This window comes from Dehalococcoidia bacterium, assembly GCA_030018455.1.
GTDB lineage: Bacteria > Chloroflexota > Dehalococcoidia > DSTF01 > JALHUB01 > JASEFU01.
In genome coordinates this window covers 36,952-52,227 of the sequence record JASEFU010000001.1, presented here as the reverse complement: position 1 = coordinate 52,227, position 15,276 = coordinate 36,952, and the positions used below count along the sequence as shown (strand labels likewise).

Genomic DNA, 15,276 nt, shown 5'->3' with positions numbered 1-15,276 from the left:
TTGGGAATAAGCGTAGTGGGTTGCTGCCGCAGCGTCAACGGCGTCTGTCCGATGTCCTGAATAGAGAAAAGGTCGGCCCGCATCTTTGCGATGCGGGCCACGTGCGTCAGTAGACCTGTAAGCCGAGTTCTGTTTCCTTCCTGCGAAGGACGGTGGCCATCTATCTGGGATGACGGTTACCCGCCACCTCTAGCGACCAACCCGAGGACACCCGCAGCCCGAAAGCCACGGCAGGGCGGACGTCCCTTAGCCCTCCTATTCGGTCTTGCTCCGGGTGGGGCTTGCCCAGCCGGCCGGTCACCCGACCGCTGGTGAGCTCTTACCTCACCTTTTCACCCTTGTCCTTCCCGGACAGCTCCCGGAAGGACGGTGTAGTTTCTGTGGCGCTATCCGTAGGGTCGCCCCTCCTGGGGGTTACCCAGCACCCTCGTCCGCTGGAGCTCGGACTTTCCTCCCCTCCGTTCGGCCCGCAAAAGCGAACCGCTCGGAAGAGCGGCCACCCGGTCTGCTGACAGTGTCAGTATATCTTCATCAACGAGGGAAGTCAAACCGCTGCTGCCGCGGCCACGGCTCCTGACGCGACACGTTGTCGAGCGCCTGGTTCGCCAGCTTATCGGCGAGGACGTTTTCGCCGCGTGGAACGTGCCGGATGCTCACTTTATCGAAGCGAGTGCGGAGGTCGAGCAGCCTCTTGTGGAGGGGGATGAGGCGCGGATTGCGCACGCGGTAGCGGCCGCTGAGCTGCCGCGTCACGAGCTCCGAGTCCATCCGCAGCTCGACCTGCCGCGCGCCCAGACCGAGCGCCGCCTCCAGGCCGGCGATCGCTGCCTTGTACTCGGCCTGATTGTTGGTGGTCCGTCCCAGCGCCTTCGACGTCGCGTAGACCTCGTTCCCTGCCGGGTCGTATACCACGACGCCGATAGCAGCCGGGCCGGGGTTGCCCCGCGAAGCGCCATCGGCGTAGACGGCGTAGGTCCCGGAAGCAGATTTGCCGGTCACGGCCTCAATAGCACCCTGACCTCGTCGTCACGCACGATTAGGCGGTCGACCACCTCCCGAAGCAGCGACCGGCGGCTGTTGAAGTCGAGGGAGTCCCATGTGGCGATGAGCCGGTCGAGCGCCTGCGCCTGCGCGCGCTCGTGGGCCGCCAGCGACGCCTGCTCCTGCGCGCGCCGCTCCGCCTGCTGGAGACGCTCCTCCGTCTCCAGTCGCTGCGCTGCCAGGTCGAGGCTGAGCGCGCGCATCTTGTCGCGGCTGAGGCGTCCGCGGGCCCCGGCGTCGACGCACTGCTCAAGGCGCTTGTCGAGCTGCGCCAGCCGGCGCCGGAGCTGCCGGCACTGCTCCTGGGCCTCTGCCAGGACGCCCGCTTCGTCGCCCGTCTTCGGGAACGCGCGCACGGACTCGGCATCGAGGCCGGCCAGCTTCTGCCGGACCTCCTCCTCGAGATCGTCGGCCCGCCGCGTGTGATAATCGCAAAGGCTGTGGTTGGTGCGGGACTCGCACTGGTAGTAGCGATAGGAGGCCTCCGCTTTCGTGCCGTCTTTCTGGCGCTTCCAAGTCTGCCTGCGGGAGACGCCTATCATCTTGTTGCCGCAGTAGCCACAAAACGCGATTCCCGACAGCAGAAAGGGCGTCACCTGGCGCGGCGAGTAGCTGCTGCGGCGGGCGATGAGGCAGTCCTGCGCGCGACGAAAGTCCTCCGGCGAGATGAGGGCGGGATGGCTCCCCGGCACGCGCACGCCAAAGCGGCTGTAGGTCCCGAGGTAAGCGCGGTTGCGCAGGATGTCGCGGATACTGACCATGCTCCAGTTTCCGCCGCGCCGCGTCTTTATCCCCTCCTCGTTCAGGCAGCGGGCGATACGTCGTATGCCGAGCCCTTCCTGGAGGTAGAGACGGAAGATGTAGCGCACGACCACGGCTTCCTCGGGGACGAGCTCCAGCCGCCGCCGGTTTCCGACGCGATATCCGTAAGGCGGGCGGCCCAGCACCTCTCCCTTCACCGCCTTGCGGCGCATGGCGGAGCGCACGCGGTCGGCAAGCCGGCCTTCGGCGCTCTTGGCCCAGTCGGCGAGCAGGCGGTTGCTTGCCTCCTCGAAGCCGTCGATCAATAGGACCTGCGCGCCCAGGCTTTCCAGCTCGAAGCAGCTTCGCGCCGCCTCCCGCAGGTCATGCCCCAGAGTCGCCATGGAAGGGGTTATGACGGCGATAAAGCCCTTCTCGGGGCGCCGCAGGAACTCGATGAGCTGGCGGAACCCTGGCCGGCCGTCTTCCTCCGCGCTCAGGCCGTCGACGAACGACGCGACGACCTCGTACCCTTGTTCCTTGCACAGCTCGAGGAACGCCTTGCTCTGGTCGGCCAGGGTGAGGGCCTGCTTGCCGGGTAGCTCTCGGAAGTATCCTACCGCTTTCACCGTCAGCTCACGTAGAGAATGCGCTCGCAGCTACTGCAGTGGACGAGGCCGTCGCCGCTGCTGCGGGCCTTCTGAAGCAGCGTCATGGGCAACGATATGCGGCACCCCTGGCACATGCCGCGCTCGACTTTGGCGACGGCGCGTCCCTGGTGTTTAACGCGCAGCGAATCGTAAACGGCGAGGGTGGCGGCGTCGAACCGCTCGCTCTGCGCCCGCCGCTGTTCGTCCAGCCGCGCGATCTCTTCCTCGAGGGTCGCCTTTTGCCGTTTCAGGCGCTCTTGCTCGGCCTCCCACGCTGCTTGAATTGAGGCGGCGTTCTTGCGGGCCGCCGCCAGGGTGGCTTCCGCCTCTTCCAGTTCCGCCATTACCTCCAGCACCTGGTCTTCCAGCTTGCGCTTATGCGAAAGCAGCGCCTTCACGTCGTCCTCGATGCTGGAAAGCTCTTTGGGATTCCGGATAGTGCCGCCGTAGAGCTTCTTATTCAGCGGCTGGATCTTGCCGTCCACGTCGTCGACCTGGTACTCGGCGGCGCGCAGGCGCTTCCGCAACTCCGCCACTGTCTCCTGCAACCGGTCGACCGCTTCTCTCGCCGAAAGCATCTCCTCGGTCTCGCCGATCTGTTCTTCGGTCTCGGCCAGGGCGGCGCGCTTCGCGTCGATCTCCAGGTCGGTCTCCTGAAGCTGGTACAACTCCGATACCCTGCTCATATCAGATTCATTTTAGTGCATGGAGCCGTTCCGGTTAATGCTCGCTGCGGCGTTCAAGGCGGAATGGTTCGGAGGAGTTGTCGCCACCGACGCCAGGATTATATGCCTGCGGCGGGAGAGCGGCAAGGCGGGCGGAGCGTGGGCGGCGCTGGTTTGACGGGGGTCAGACCGATTGTTATGATGGCTTTGGGAATAGACTTGCCATGAGAATCGATTTTGACGTTGCGCCTTTGCTGCGCGGGCCAGCCGGCGCGACGAAGACGTACCAGCTGAGTGAGCCCGGCGACGAAGAGGAACCGTACGACGAGATCTCGGGCCGGGTGTCGCTCTCCAAGGCGGGCCGAGGGATACTGGTGAGGGCGCGCCTGCGGTCGATAACGGCTGATCGCTGCAGCCGCTGTCTGGAGCCCCTGGACGTGCCGGTAGAGCTTGACTTCGAAGAAGAGTACTACGCAACAGTCGACGCCGGCACAGGCATGCCGATCGAGCCGCCGGACGATGACGAAGCGTTCCTCATCGACGAGCGCCAGACGCTGGAGCTCGGCGAGGCGATACGGCAGTACCATTTCGCGGCGCAGCCGCTGCAAAACCTGTGCCGCCCCGACTGCAAAGGACTCTGCCCGACGTGTGGCAAGAACCTGAACCTGGGTCCTTGCGACTGCCCGAAGGAAACAACCGATACGCGTCTTAGCGTCCTCAGCCGGCTGAAGACGGGCGAGGGGAGAGGGGGTGAATAAGGCTTGCCTCCCGTACCGAAGAGAAAGTACCCGAAATCGCGCCAGGGGAAACGCCGCAGCCACATCAAGCTGAGCGTCCGCCAACTGGTCGAGTGTCCGCAGTGCCACAGTCCGCGGCTTCCGCATCATCCGTGCCCCGTGTGCGGCAATTACCGCGGGCGCGAGGCTATCAAGATCGAGAGCCCCGCCCTTGGCCCGTAATCCTGTGCCCGCTGATCCGGCAAACGACGCGATATCATCCGGGCCGGCGTCTCCCATTCAGGGCGAGATGGCGGCCTGGCTCTTTCCCGGGCAGGGATCGCAGCAAGTCGGGATGGGACGCGATCTCTTCGAATCGTCACCCGCCGCCCGCCGCGTCTTTGAAGACGCCGATCGCATCCTCGGACGGCCGCTGAGCGAAATTTGCTTCGAGGGTCCGGAGGACGTCCTGCGCCGGACGGAGAACGCGCAGCCTGCGATCATGGTCGTGAGTCTGGCCTGTCTCGCCTTCGCGAAAGAGTCGGGATATCTTCCCTCGCCGCCGGCGTTCGTCGCGGGGCACAGCCTCGGCGAGTACACGGCCGCGGTCGCGAGCGGCGCCTTGTCCTTCGCCGACGGGCTGCGCCTCGTGCAGGAGCGCGGCCGCCTGATGCAGCAGGCCGGCGAGGAGAACCCCGGGACGCTGGCTGCCGTGCTGGGGCTGACTCAGGAGCAGGCGACGGAGCTTTGCCGTTGTGTCGGCGCCGAGCTCTGCAATCTGAATGCGCCCGGCCAGATCGTCATCGGCGGGCGGCTCGAGTGCGTGGCGGAGGCGGTCGAGACGTGCCGCTCCTACGGCGCCAAGCGGGCAGTGCCCCTGAACGTGAGCGGCGCGTTCCACACCAGCCTCATGTCCCCCGCTGTCGAGGGGATGAGGGCGGCGTTGGCCGCGGTGGAAATCCGCGATCCCGCTATCCCGCTGGTGGCCAACGGGACGGCGGGGGTGATCACCAGCGGCGAGGAGCTTCGAAGCGAGCTGCTGTACCAGCTCACGCACCCTGTTCTCTGGCAGAGATCGGTGGAGCTTATGGCGGACAACGGTGTGTCGTTGTTCATTGAGATCGGGCCGGGGGAAGTGCTGACGGGCCTGGTCCGCCGGACCGCTCCCTCTGTCCGGACGCTGAATGTCAGCCGCCCTGTCGTTCCGGTCGAAGGATGACTTCAGAATCCGTCCCGGCGCGTCTTGACGGGCACTCACCTTGTCGTCATCATAGTCAGACGATAGTCGCGCGGTAGACGGTAAGACGATGCCGAGCAGGCGACGGCGGGCGCGGATCATTGCCCTTCAAACGCTATACGAGGCCGACACAACGGGCCACGAAGCGATGGGCATCCTGGAGCGTCTGCTGCAGGACGCGCTCGCGCCGGAGGAGATTGCTGAATTCGCGCGTGAGCTTGTCGGCGGCGCAACGGAGCACCGTGAGTACATTGATTCCGTGATAGCGAAGGTGGCGCCGGCGTGGCCGCTGGAACAAATGGCGGCCGTCGATCGCAACATCCTGCGGCTTGCAATCCTGGAGATTTTGCTGAATAATAGAACGCCGTTGAGAGCTGCCATAAACGAGGCAGTTGAACTTGCCAAGACCTTCGGCAGCGACAACTCCGCGAAATTCGTTAATGGCGTCCTTGGTTCTGTCAGCTTAATGAAAGGCTGAGGGCGCTGCGCCAGTGCCAGAAGAAGGGGGTGTCAGTTTGGCGACAGTCTTCGAACGGGTACGAAAGATCATTGTTGAGCAATTGGGAGTTGATGAGGAACAGGTAGTACCCAGCGCTTCCTTTGTCGACGATCTGAACGCCGACTCCCTCGACCTCGTCGAGCTCATCATGTCGATGGAGGAGGAGTTCAGCAAAGACGGCAAGCCTTTGGAGATATCCGACGAGGACGCCGAGAAGATCGTCACCGTCCAGGACGCGATCGATTACCTGAAGGACCTGGGAATAGAGGATCAACCCTAGACTCTTGGACTCGCCCCTGTATCCGCACGGGTTGGCATAAGCCCCTCCAAAAGAGCATAATTGGTAGAGAAAGTCTGTTTTCAGAGTGAATATGCTCGATGGATTTCCTGGGGATTGGCCTGCCTGAGCTGATCGTCATACTCGTCCTCACCCTGATAGTCGTAGGCCCCCGGCGATTGCCTGAAACAGCGGCCCAGGTCGCCCGTACCATCCGCCAGATTCGCCAGTACAGCACCGGCGTGACGCGCGAACTCAACGACGCGGTCAAAGAGCTGGAGCGGGAGTACGAAGAGCTGAAAGGCGAGCTCAAAGAGGCGAGGGAGGAGATCCGGCGAGAGACGCAGTCGGTCGGCGGCGAGCTGACCGCGGCCACCGAAGAGGCGGAGCGAACGCTGCGGCAGTCGGTTGCAGATGCCCGCGGCGAGAAAGACGGCGCCCCTCTCAATACATCAGCGAGTGAGCTCAAGAGTGAAGAGCCTTGACCACGCGCTGCCCAGAATCTCCGTTAAGAAACGACCCCTCAACCGATGAGCGCAGACAGCAATCCAGCAGTGGCTGCCCCTCCTAAAGCGGAGAGCGAGGGCAAAGAACTCACCATCCTCGAACATTTGCAGGAGCTTCGGCAGCGGCTCATGATTGCCGCCGGCGCTCTGATACTTGCCACAGTCGGTTCCCTTGTCCTCACGAACTGGCTGCTCGGATGGCTCACAGCGCCGGCGCGCAACTCGGTGGAGGACGTCAGAATCATCTTCACCGACCCGCTGGGCTACTGGGGAGCGTATTTCCGGGTTGCCCTCCTTTCCGGTGTCACGATTGCTATGCCGGTGATCGTTTACGAGGTGCTGGCTTTCGTCGGGCCGGGGCTCACCCGACAGGAGAGGCGTTGGGTGTACCCACTGGTCATCGGAGCTTCTCTGGCGTTCGTCGCCGGCGGGGCTTTCGCCTACTACATCGAGCTGCCGCCTGCCCTCCGCTTCCTGCTGAACTCCGGCGGCGGAATCGAGCCGTTCATCAACGTCACAAGCTACATCGACTTCATCACGCGGCTGATGCTCGTCACCGGCATCGTCTTCGAGATGCCCCTCGTGATCATGGCGCTGGCGAAGTTGCACGTCGTGTCGTCGCGCAAGCTTATCTCCTGGTGGCGGTACGCCATCGTCCTCGCCTTTGTCGCCGCTGCCGTCGTCACCCCGTCCATCGATCCCGTCACGCAGTCGCTCGTCGCCGGCCCCATCATTGTCCTCTACTTCACCGGCATCATCCTCGCCAAGGTGGTGGAGAGAGGGCGAAACAACAGCTAATAAGTCTTATCGCTTTCTCATTGACATCCCGTTTCGGCCTGTGCTATCATTCGCCGCAAGGTGGCGAGGTGGCAGTCTGAGGTCGCGAAACGAGCTTGGAAAGCGACGGACGGAGCGCACAGGCGACCTCAGGCCCGGCGGCAGGGATGACCGTTGCTCTGATCTTGAGTCCCTCCCGGGCCGTAGACTTCCCTTCGCTATTGTCTTATAGACCGCTGTAACAGGGAGCGAACAGCGGAGGCAGGGATTGGCCGGAGACAACCTGAGAGAGCTGTACGCGCAGATCGCAGGCTGCCGGGAATGCGACCTGGCGGAGACGCGAACGCGAACGGTGCCGGGAGAGGGACGCCCGGACGCGGAGATCGTATTCATCGGCGAGGCGCCCGGGTACTATGAGGACCAGCAGGGGCGCCCTTTCGTCGGGCCTGCCGGCCAGTTTCTCGACCAGCTCCTCGGCTCTATCGGCCTGCGGCGCCAGGATGTCTACATCTGCAACGTTGTTAAGTGCCGGCCGCCCCAAAACCAGGACCCGCTTCCCCATCAGATCAGGGCCTGCGATAAGTGGTTGACCTCACAGCTTGAACTGATAGGTCCTCGCATGGTCGTCACCCTGGGGCGCTACTCTCTGGCGCGGTTCTTCCCCGGACAGTCGATAAGCCGCATTCACGGCCAGGCGCGCCGGGTAGGCGAGCTTGTCGTCGTTCCCATGTACCATCCCGCGGCAGCGCTGCACCAGGGCAGTCTGCGCAGGACGATTGAGGAGGACTTTCGGAGGCTGCCGGGCTTCCTGAAGGCGGCGACGCAGGAGGAAGCGCCGGCGGAGGCGGTCGAGAGCAAGCAGATGTCGCTGTTTTAGCGGCGAGCGGATGAGGTGAGGACGAGGCGATGGCGAAGGCGAGCACGAAACCGCAGACGGGAGGCGCACGGGCCAGGACGGGAGCGGCCCTGCCCAGGGGAGGAGGCGCGCGGTTGCGTCCCGTGGGGCGCCGCCGCCAGCGCTCATCCTTCCCGAGAACGGTCGCGAGCATCGTCTTCCGGCGCGAGACCCTGGGGGTCGCCTTTCTCGTTACCGCCATCGTCGCCATCCCCTGGCTGGTCCCAATCACCACCAGCCTTTCCGAACTCCGCGACGGTGTGGTCGAGGCGCTGGGGCTGCACGTCTTTCTTCTGATAGCGCTTCTGGCGCTGCTCGGCTGGCTTATCATTCGCGGGGCCCTCTTCACATCGTTCCGGTACTATTGGCGCGTGTGGCTGGCCGCCGCTCTCATCGCCGCGTTCGCCATTGGGCTGCTCGGCTTCTGGCGTCCCGACTGGCAGCTGGGCGGCACATCGCTTTCGGAAAAGACGGCCGGCGGCGATCTGGGGCACATCCTCGCCGGCGACTGGCTCGGCATCCTGGTGTGGCTGGGGCTGGGGTTCGCAGCCGTATCGACGGTCATGCCGCACACGGTGGCGCGCGGCCTGCGGAACAGCCCTCGTCTGGCGGTCATCGTCTGGCGATGGCGTATCCCGCAGCGGATGTGGGGGGCTTCGCGGGCAATCGTCGACATGCTGTTCCCCACGAAGCCGGAGCCGGAGCCGCCGGCGCCCCTTTCGATGGAGACGTTGATGTGGGCGCGGACGGCGGCGCCGCCCCTGGAGGAAGCCGCTGCCCCAGCGCCCGCGGCCGGAGAAGGCACGCCGGCCCAGGAGGAAGCGGCGGCCCAGCAGCCCTGGCAACCGTCGCTGCCGCTCGACGTGGAGCCGGCGGTCGAAGAGAAAGCGCAGCCGGCGTGGGGGCCAGGAGGTGAAGGCTGGCAACTCCCGCCCATCGACGTCCTCGCTGTGGCTGGGCCGGACACGGGGGAAAAGCCGGACAACGCCGCCCGCGCGCGCCTCATCGTCGAGACGTTGGCCAGCTTTGGCGTCGATGCGGAAGTCGTCCAGATAAACGAGGGGCCTGCCGTCACTCAGTTCGGCGTCGAGCCCGGATGGGAGGTCAAGACGCGGACGGTGCAGGAGCGCGACGCTCAGGGCCGCCCCGTCTTCGACCGGAACGGTCAGCCGAAGATGAAGACGGAGGAGGTATCGCGGACGCGGGTGCGGGTGAGTCAGATTACTTCCCTCGCCAACGACCTGGCGCTCGCGCTGGCCAGCCCGTCGATCCGCATTGAGGCGCCGGTGCCGGGGCAGCCTGTGGTCGGCATCGAGGTACCGAACATCACGACGTCGTTGGTCAGCCTGCGGAGCGTGATCGAAAGCACGGCGTTCCAGCGGCTGGCGGGGCGCTCGAAGCTGGCCATAGCGTTGGGGAAGAGCGTCTCGGGTGAGCCTGTCGTCGCCGACCTCAGCAAGATGCCGCACCTTCTCATCGCGGGAGCGACGGGCAGCGGCAAGAGCGTCTGCATCAACTCCCTCATCACCTGCCTGCTGATGCATTCCACGCCTGATGAGGTGCGGCTGGTGATGATCGACCCCAAGCGGGTAGAGCTGGCGGCTTTCGCGCACATACCGCATCTCGCCTTCTCGTCCATCGTCGTCGATCTCGACAAGGTGGTGGGGACGTTGCAGGCGGTAATCCACGAGATGGAGAGCCGCTACCGCCGCTTCGCGTCCCTGGCGGTGCGCAACATCGAAGCGTACAACCGTCACCCGCGCTGCCCGGGAAGGCTGCCGTACTGGGTGGTGATTATCGACGAGCTGGCCGACCTCATGATGGCCGCCCCTTACGAAGTGGAGCGTCAGATCTGTCGGCTGGCGCAGCTTGCCCGCGCGACGGGCATCCACCTCATCGTCGCCACGCAGCGGCCGTCGGTGGACGTCGTGACCGGCCTTATCAAGGCCAACTTTCCCACGCGCATCGCCTTCGCCGTGTCATCGCAGGTGGACTCGCGCACAATCCTCGACGGCGCCGGCGCCGAGAAGCTGCTTGGCCGCGGTGACATGCTCTATCAGCCCACGGACGCCGCCAAGCCCAAGCGGTTGCAGGGCGTCTACGTCTCCGACCAGGAGATCGAGCGGCTGGTGAAGTTCTGGACGCAAGAGCGCTTTCGGGAGCTCCAGCGCCAGATGTACGACCACCTGATCGAGGAAGCGCGGCCGGAGGTCGATGAGCTGTTCGGCGCCGACGACCCGCTCTACGAGAGGGCGAAGGACCTGGCGATGGAGCACACGCGGATATCGACGTCCCTGCTGCAACGCCGGCTGCGCATCGGTTATCCGCGGGCGGCGCGGCTGATGGACATGCTGGAGGAGAAGGGGATCGTCGGCGAGGCCGAGGGCGGCAGCTCGCGCAAGGTCCTCGCCCGCGCAGAAGACGACGCCGACGGTTAGCACAACCCGGCAGTGGGCAGAAAGCCGTACTGCAATTACGCGGCGGGCAAGATGCCCGCCCTATTCTTTGGACTGGACTGCGCCATCCCCGTGCCGTAAATTGCCTGTATGGACGGCAATCCTATCGACTGGCGGCGTCTCTTCCCTTCCGCGGAGATCATCGGCGCGCCGACGCCGACCGTGAGCGGCATCCACTACGATTCGCGCAGCGGCGTCCCCGGGTGCGTCTTCGTCGCCGTGCCGGGGGCAATGCCACCCCGCAGCCGCGACGGCCATGACTTCATTGGGGACGCCCTCGACCGCGGGGCGGCCGTCATCGTCGTCCAGGCCGACCACCGCCCGAAATGGGAACGAATCGCGATGGCCGGGCGCGCGGCCTTCGTGGCCGTCCCCGATAGCCGACGCGCCCTCGCCGAAGTCGCCGCCGAGTACTACGGGCGCCCCGCGCGCCATCTCACCACCGTCGGCGTGACCGGCACCGACGGCAAGACGACCACTATCCATCTGATCGCATCGCTGCTGGAAGCCGCCGGCATGCCCACGGGCTATCTGAGCAGCGTCGAGTTCAAGACGACGGGCGCCCCCCGGCTCAACGCGACGCACATGACAACCGCAGAGTCGCCGGAGGTGCAGTCGCTGCTGTCGCAGATGGCGGCGGCGGGCTGCCGGACGGCGGTGATCGAAGCGTCCTCACACGGGCTGGCGCTGAACCGAGTCGACTGCTGCGAGTTCGATGTCGCCGTCTTCACGATGCTCAGTAGCGACCACCTCGACTTCCATCGCTCCGTCGACGAGTACCTCGCGGCAAAGGGGCGCCTCTTCGCTATGCTCGATGAGGCGGTCGACAAGGGCGTGCCAAAGACAGCCGTCCTCAATGCGGACGACTTTGCTTCGGAGTACCTGCGGTCGCGGACGCGGGCACGCGCGCTCACGTACGGCCTGGAAAACGCGGCGGACGTCACCGCAAGCGACGTTCGCTCCGAAGGGCTGTCCTCTGTCTTTACGGCGACCTGCGAGCAGCAGCGCGTTCCCGTTCGCCTTCCGCTCGCGGGGCGGCACAACGTCTACAACGCGCTCGCCGCCATCGCCGTCGCTCACGCCCTCAGCCTCCCACTCGATGCCGCAGCCGGCGGTCTGTCTGAATTCCGAGGTGTCCCCGGCCGCATGGAGGCTGTCGACTGCGGGCAGCCGTTCGCGGTCGTCGTCGATATCGCATCGACGCCCGACGCCCTGCGGCGGTTGCTGACGGTGCTGCGCCCGCAGACGAAGGGGCGGCTGATCGCGGTGTTCGGGTGCGCAGGCGAGCGCGATCCCGGACGCCGCGACGGCATGGGCCGCGCCGCCGGCGAGCTGGCCGACTTCGTTGTGCTGACGAACGAGGACCCCCGCAGCGAAGACCCGCTGGCGATAACCGACGATATCGCGCGGGGGCTGACTGAGACAGGACGGCGAGAGGGCGCCGATTTCGTGCGCGTCCTTGACCGGCGGGAGGCACTGGCGTACGCATTCGGGCAGGCAAGAGCGGGCGACCTCGTGCTGCTGGCGGGGAAGGGCAGCGAGCAGTCCATCGTCGTGGGGCACGAGCATATCCCGTGGGACGAGCGGGTCGTGGCGCGGGAGCTGCTTGCCGAGATGGGCTGGCGAGCGCGATGAGCGAAGCGTTCTCGCTGGCGGCGCTGCAGGCGAAGCTGACGACGGAGTTCATAGGGCGGACCGCCGTCTACCAGGAACGCATCGGGTCGACTATGGATGTCGCGCACGAGGAGGCGGAAGGCGGCGCCCCGGACGGCATGATCGTCGTCGCCGACGAGCAGACACATGGCAAGGGCCGCGGAGGACGCTCCTGGGTGTCGCCGCCGCGCAGCAACGTGTACGTCACGGTCGTGCTGCGGCCGGATGCGGCCACGGCGCGCTCGCTGGCGATGACCGTCGCGCTCGCCATATGCGAGGCGGCGGACGCGGTCGCGGGGACGCGCAGCGCCATCAAGTGGCCCAACGACGTGCTTATCGGCGGGAGGAAGGTCGCAGGCGTTCTCATCGACCTCCGGTTTGCCGGCGATGAATTGGACTACGCGCTGCTGGGCGTCGGTATCAACGTCAACTTCGATCCCGAGCGCTACGAGGAGATCGCGGCATCGGCTACCAGCCTGAAGCGGGAAACGGGCCGCGAAGTGTCGCGGGAAGCGGTGCTAGCCACCTTCCTGGAGCGGCTTGAGAGCCTGTACGTGGCGGCGCGACGGGGCGAAAGCGCAGCCGGCTCCTGGAAAGAACGGCTGGAGACGCTCGGGCGCCGCGTTACGGTGCGCATTGGCGATCGCGTCGAGGAGGGGATGGCGGAGGACGTGGACGCCAACGGCAACCTGCTGCTACGCCGCCCGGACGGCAGCGTCATCCCACTTGCCGCCGGCGACGTCACACTCGAGGCGTGAAAGCTGCCGGAGACGCTTGAGGTTACTGCGTCTCGCCGCCGCCTTCAAGTTCCGCGGGCCCTGTCTCTTCCGAGCTCTTCGGCGCTGCGGGCGGTGACTGGATTTCCGGCGCGCGGTCCCCCATGAAGGCGCGCAGCACGTCTATCGGCACCGGGAAGACGATCGTGCTGTTCCGCTCCGAAGCCACCTCGCTGAGCGTTTGCAGGAAGCGCAGTTGCAGCGTCGTCGGCGTGCCGGCGATTATGCGTCCCGCTTGCGCCAGGCGTTCCGCCGCCTGGAACTCGCCTTCCGCGTTGATGATCTTCGCCCGCCGCTCCCTCTCTGCTTCCGCCTGACGGGCCATCGCACGCTGCATCCCCTGCGGCAGCTCGACGTCCTTCACCTCGACAGTGCTGACTTTCACCCCCCAGGGCTCGGTCTGCTCGTCGATGATCTGCTGCAGGCGCTGGTTGATCTGCTCTCGTTCGGAAAGCAGCTCGTCCAGCGATGACTGGCCGAGGACGCTTCGCAGCGTGGTCTGCGCTATCTGGAAGGTGGCGCGTATGTGGTCGAGCACCTTGAGGACGGCGTCCCAGGGCCGCACGATGCGGAAGTAGACCACCGCGTTGACCTTCACAGTGACGTTGTCTTTGGTGATCGCCTCCTGGCTGGGCACGTCCATCGTCACGATGCGAAGGTCGGTCTTCACCAGGCGCTCGACGCCGGGAATAATCAGGAACGGCCCGGGCGGGCAGACGCCCATGGCGCGTCCTAGGCGGAACAACACTCCGCGCTCATACTCCTGCACGATGCGCAGCGAACCCAGGATGGCAAGCGGCAGAAGGAACCAGCGCGCCCACCAGTTGGTCACCGTCCTTTCCTGGACAGCCGCCGTGTCAACGGATACAGTTGTCATTTTCCCCTCCTCTTCAATCGGGACTACTCCTTTTGGACGGGGCGCACTCTCAGCCTGATGCCCTCCATGCCGACGACCTCCACCGTCTCTCCCTCTTCGACCCGCCCGCCTACGCTTACGGCCGTCCAGCGCTCGCCTTCCAGGAAGACGATACCACTGGGGTCAAGGGGCGAGCGCGCCACCGCCTGCCTGCCGACAAGCGTCTGCGGGCCGAGAGCGACCGGTTGCCGCCGCGCGCGCACGAGGGCGCCGATCGTCGTCAGGAAGAAGACGCCGATCACCGCGGCCATCCCGAAGATGAGCCAGCGCGAGACCTGGAACTCGGGGTTACTCGTGCTGGTCAGGAGGAGACCGCCGAGAATCAGCGAGATGACGCCCCCGACGCCGAGTATCCCGAAGCCCGCGACGGCGATCTCGGCGACGAAGAGGACGAACGCGAGGACGATGAGGAAGACGCCCGCCCAGTTGATGGGCAGCGTCCCCAGCGAGAAGAAGCCGAGGAGGAGGGCGATGGCGCCCAGGACGCCCGGAAAGAGGGCGCCGGGGTTCAGCAGCTCGAAGAAGACGCCCAACATGCCCAGACTCAGCAGTATGAAGGCAATGTTCGGGTCGCTGATGATGGAAAGGAAGCGCTCGATCAGGGTCATGTCGTTGTGGACGACGGGAACGCCGACCGTGCGCACCGTCGTCTCTCCCGATGCCGGCCGCACCGTCAGGCCGTCTGCTTGCTCGAGGAGATCGTCCAGGTTGTCGGCGACGATGTCGATCACATTCTCCTCCAGCGCCTCGTTCTCGTTGGCGGCGATACTGCGGCGAACGGCGTCCTCCGCCCAGTCGGCGTTGCGGCCGCGCAGTTGCGCGATGCCGCGGATGTACTCCGCCGCCTCGTTTGTCACCTTGTCGCCAAGCGTCCCTTCGATGTCCTCGCCGCCCGCGCCGACAGGATGGGCAGCGCCGATGGTGGTGTTCGGGGCCATCGCTGCAACGTGCGCTGCCATCGTAATGAAGGTGCCCGCGGAGGCCGCCCGCGCGCCGGAGGGCCAGACGTAGACGATGACGGGGACCTCCGCCTCGTTGAAGCGCTTGACGATGTCCCGCATTGAAGTGTCCAGCCCCCCAGGAGTGTCGAGCCGGACGACAACGGCGGTAGCGTCGGCGTCCTCGGCGGCGTCGATGCCGCGGTCGATGTAGCGCGCCATGATCGGGTTGACCGTCCCTTCCGCTGTCAGGACGTTGACTGCGCCCCGCGTATCGACGGACGAGGCGCAAGCAAAGCCGAGGAGAGCTACCGCCATGAGCGCGCCGGCGGCGAGAAGGCGCACAGAGCGTGCAAACTTGCGTCTTCGCTTCTTCATGCTGTGTCAAGTCATTATACCCGATTCGCAATGTCGTTTCTCGAACGAGCAACCGGCCACGCGAAGGCGCATTTCGGTTGAAAGCGGAACAGGGCTATTGTAGAATGTTGCTGCCCTCACCGAGGAAAGCGTTTCGATTGAGGCGTTCCCCTGAG

The 15,276-nt window shown here is 65.5% G+C and carries 16 protein-coding genes and 1 other RNA gene; 11 read left to right on the top strand and 6 right to left on the bottom strand.

The genetic code is table 11. From position 1 onward, the window contains the following. Nucleotides 1–102: 102 nt before the first annotated feature. The 4 genes from rnpB to QME71_00245 all read right to left on the bottom strand — a co-directional run bounded on the left by rnpB (nucleotide 103) and on the right by QME71_00245 (nucleotide 3,118). An RNA gene (rnpB, locus tag QME71_00260) (RNase P RNA component class A) lies at nucleotides 103–512 on the bottom strand. Nucleotides 513–531: 19 nt separating this feature from the next. Continuing rightward, nucleotides 532–999 (bottom strand): ribonuclease HI family protein, encoded by a 468-nt coding sequence (locus tag QME71_00255; protein ID MDI6856744.1) that lies wholly within the window; start codon nucleotides 997–999, stop codon nucleotides 532–534. After that, a complete protein-coding gene (locus QME71_00250; protein ID MDI6856743.1) occupies nucleotides 996–2,411 on the bottom strand; it encodes a recombinase family protein in 1,416 nt (471 codons plus the stop codon). The genes QME71_00255 and QME71_00250 overlap by 4 nt, the downstream gene beginning before the upstream one ends. Nucleotides 2,412–2,413: 2 nt before the next feature. Further along, a complete protein-coding gene (locus QME71_00245) occupies nucleotides 2,414–3,118 on the bottom strand; it encodes a hypothetical protein (GenBank protein MDI6856742.1) in 705 nt (234 codons plus the stop codon). Nucleotides 3,119–3,321: 203 nt separating this feature from the next. Here QME71_00245 and QME71_00240 point away from each other — a divergent pair, with 203 nt between their 5' ends. The 11 genes from QME71_00240 (at nucleotide 3,322) to QME71_00190 (ending at nucleotide 12,871) form a co-directional block, all read left to right on the top strand. After that, entirely contained in the window at nucleotides 3,322–3,855 is a 534-nt protein-coding gene (locus QME71_00240; GenBank protein MDI6856741.1) for a DUF177 domain-containing protein, read from the top strand. Nucleotides 3,856–3,858: 3 nt separating this feature from the next. Beyond that, the gene (rpmF, locus tag QME71_00235; GenBank protein MDI6856740.1) at nucleotides 3,859–4,056 is read left to right on the top strand and encodes a 50S ribosomal protein L32; all 198 of its coding nucleotides are present in this window, start codon (nucleotides 3,859–3,861) and stop codon (nucleotides 4,054–4,056) included. A 67-nt stretch (nucleotides 4,057–4,123) separates the two neighbouring features. Continuing rightward, nucleotides 4,124–5,032 (top strand): ACP S-malonyltransferase, encoded by a 909-nt coding sequence (gene fabD / locus QME71_00230; GenBank protein ID MDI6856739.1) that lies wholly within the window; start codon nucleotides 4,124–4,126, stop codon nucleotides 5,030–5,032. Between the two features lie 88 nt (nucleotides 5,033–5,120). Further along, entirely contained in the window at nucleotides 5,121–5,528 is a 408-nt protein-coding gene (gene nusB, locus QME71_00225; GenBank protein MDI6856738.1) for a transcription antitermination factor NusB, read from the top strand. Between the two features lie 37 nt (nucleotides 5,529–5,565). After that, nucleotides 5,566–5,829 carry an acyl carrier protein gene (acpP, locus tag QME71_00220; protein MDI6856737.1) on the top strand — a complete coding sequence of 88 codons (264 nt, stop codon included), beginning with the start codon at nucleotides 5,566–5,568 and terminating at the stop codon, nucleotides 5,827–5,829. Nucleotides 5,830–5,927: 98 nt separating this feature from the next. Further along, entirely contained in the window at nucleotides 5,928–6,311 is a 384-nt protein-coding gene (gene tatB / locus QME71_00215; protein ID MDI6856736.1) for a Sec-independent protein translocase protein TatB, read from the top strand. 45 nt (nucleotides 6,312–6,356) lie between these two features. Further along, nucleotides 6,357–7,130, top strand: coding sequence for a twin-arginine translocase subunit TatC (gene tatC, locus QME71_00210; protein MDI6856735.1), 774 nt, complete (start codon nucleotides 6,357–6,359; stop codon nucleotides 7,128–7,130). A gap of 247 nt (nucleotides 7,131–7,377) precedes the next feature. Continuing rightward, the gene (locus QME71_00205) at nucleotides 7,378–7,986 is read left to right on the top strand and encodes a uracil-DNA glycosylase (protein MDI6856734.1); all 609 of its coding nucleotides are present in this window, start codon (nucleotides 7,378–7,380) and stop codon (nucleotides 7,984–7,986) included. Nucleotides 7,987–8,015: 29 nt separating this feature from the next. Then, the gene (locus QME71_00200) at nucleotides 8,016–10,442 is read left to right on the top strand and encodes a DNA translocase FtsK (protein ID MDI6856733.1); all 2,427 of its coding nucleotides are present in this window, start codon (nucleotides 8,016–8,018) and stop codon (nucleotides 10,440–10,442) included. A 108-nt stretch (nucleotides 10,443–10,550) separates the two neighbouring features. Further along, the gene (locus tag QME71_00195; protein MDI6856732.1) at nucleotides 10,551–12,095 is read left to right on the top strand and encodes a UDP-N-acetylmuramoyl-L-alanyl-D-glutamate--2,6-diaminopimelate ligase; all 1,545 of its coding nucleotides are present in this window, start codon (nucleotides 10,551–10,553) and stop codon (nucleotides 12,093–12,095) included. Next, on the top strand, nucleotides 12,092–12,871 hold the full coding sequence (locus QME71_00190; GenBank protein ID MDI6856731.1) for a biotin--[acetyl-CoA-carboxylase] ligase: 780 nt from the start codon (nucleotides 12,092–12,094) through the stop codon (nucleotides 12,869–12,871). Before QME71_00195 ends, QME71_00190 begins: the two co-directional genes overlap by 4 nt. A 22-nt stretch (nucleotides 12,872–12,893) precedes the next feature. On the opposite strand, the gene QME71_00185 is transcribed toward QME71_00190, so the two are convergent. Further along, the gene (locus QME71_00185; protein MDI6856730.1) at nucleotides 12,894–13,766 is read right to left on the bottom strand and encodes a slipin family protein; all 873 of its coding nucleotides are present in this window, start codon (nucleotides 13,764–13,766) and stop codon (nucleotides 12,894–12,896) included. Between the two features lie 23 nt (nucleotides 13,767–13,789). Further along, nucleotides 13,790–15,121 carry a nodulation protein NfeD gene (locus QME71_00180; GenBank protein MDI6856729.1) on the bottom strand — a complete coding sequence of 444 codons (1,332 nt, stop codon included), beginning with the start codon at nucleotides 15,119–15,121 and terminating at the stop codon, nucleotides 13,790–13,792. Nucleotides 15,122–15,276: the final 155 nt, after the last annotated feature.

Coding starts and splice junctions, on each gene's coding strand:
- QME71_00245 (MDI6856742.1), bottom strand. CDS start 3,118: ATGAGCAGGGTATCGGAGTTGTACCAGCTTCAGGAGACCGACCTGGAG.
- QME71_00240 (MDI6856741.1), top strand. CDS start 3,322: ATGAGAATCGATTTTGACGTTGCGCCTTTGCTGCGCGGGCCAGCCGGC.
- fabD (MDI6856739.1), top strand. CDS start 4,124: ATGGCGGCCTGGCTCTTTCCCGGGCAGGGATCGCAGCAAGTCGGGATG.
- nusB (MDI6856738.1), top strand. CDS start 5,121: ATGCCGAGCAGGCGACGGCGGGCGCGGATCATTGCCCTTCAAACGCTA.
- tatB (MDI6856736.1), top strand. CDS start 5,928: ATGGATTTCCTGGGGATTGGCCTGCCTGAGCTGATCGTCATACTCGTC.
- tatC (MDI6856735.1), top strand. CDS start 6,357: ATGAGCGCAGACAGCAATCCAGCAGTGGCTGCCCCTCCTAAAGCGGAG.
- QME71_00200 (MDI6856733.1), top strand. CDS start 8,016: ATGGCGAAGGCGAGCACGAAACCGCAGACGGGAGGCGCACGGGCCAGG.
- QME71_00195 (MDI6856732.1), top strand. CDS start 10,551: ATGGACGGCAATCCTATCGACTGGCGGCGTCTCTTCCCTTCCGCGGAG.
- QME71_00190 (MDI6856731.1), top strand. CDS start 12,092: ATGAGCGAAGCGTTCTCGCTGGCGGCGCTGCAGGCGAAGCTGACGACG.
- QME71_00185 (MDI6856730.1), bottom strand. CDS start 13,766: ATGACAACTGTATCCGTTGACACGGCGGCTGTCCAGGAAAGGACGGTG.
- QME71_00180 (MDI6856729.1), bottom strand. CDS start 15,121: ATGAAGAAGCGAAGACGCAAGTTTGCACGCTCTGTGCGCCTTCTCGCC.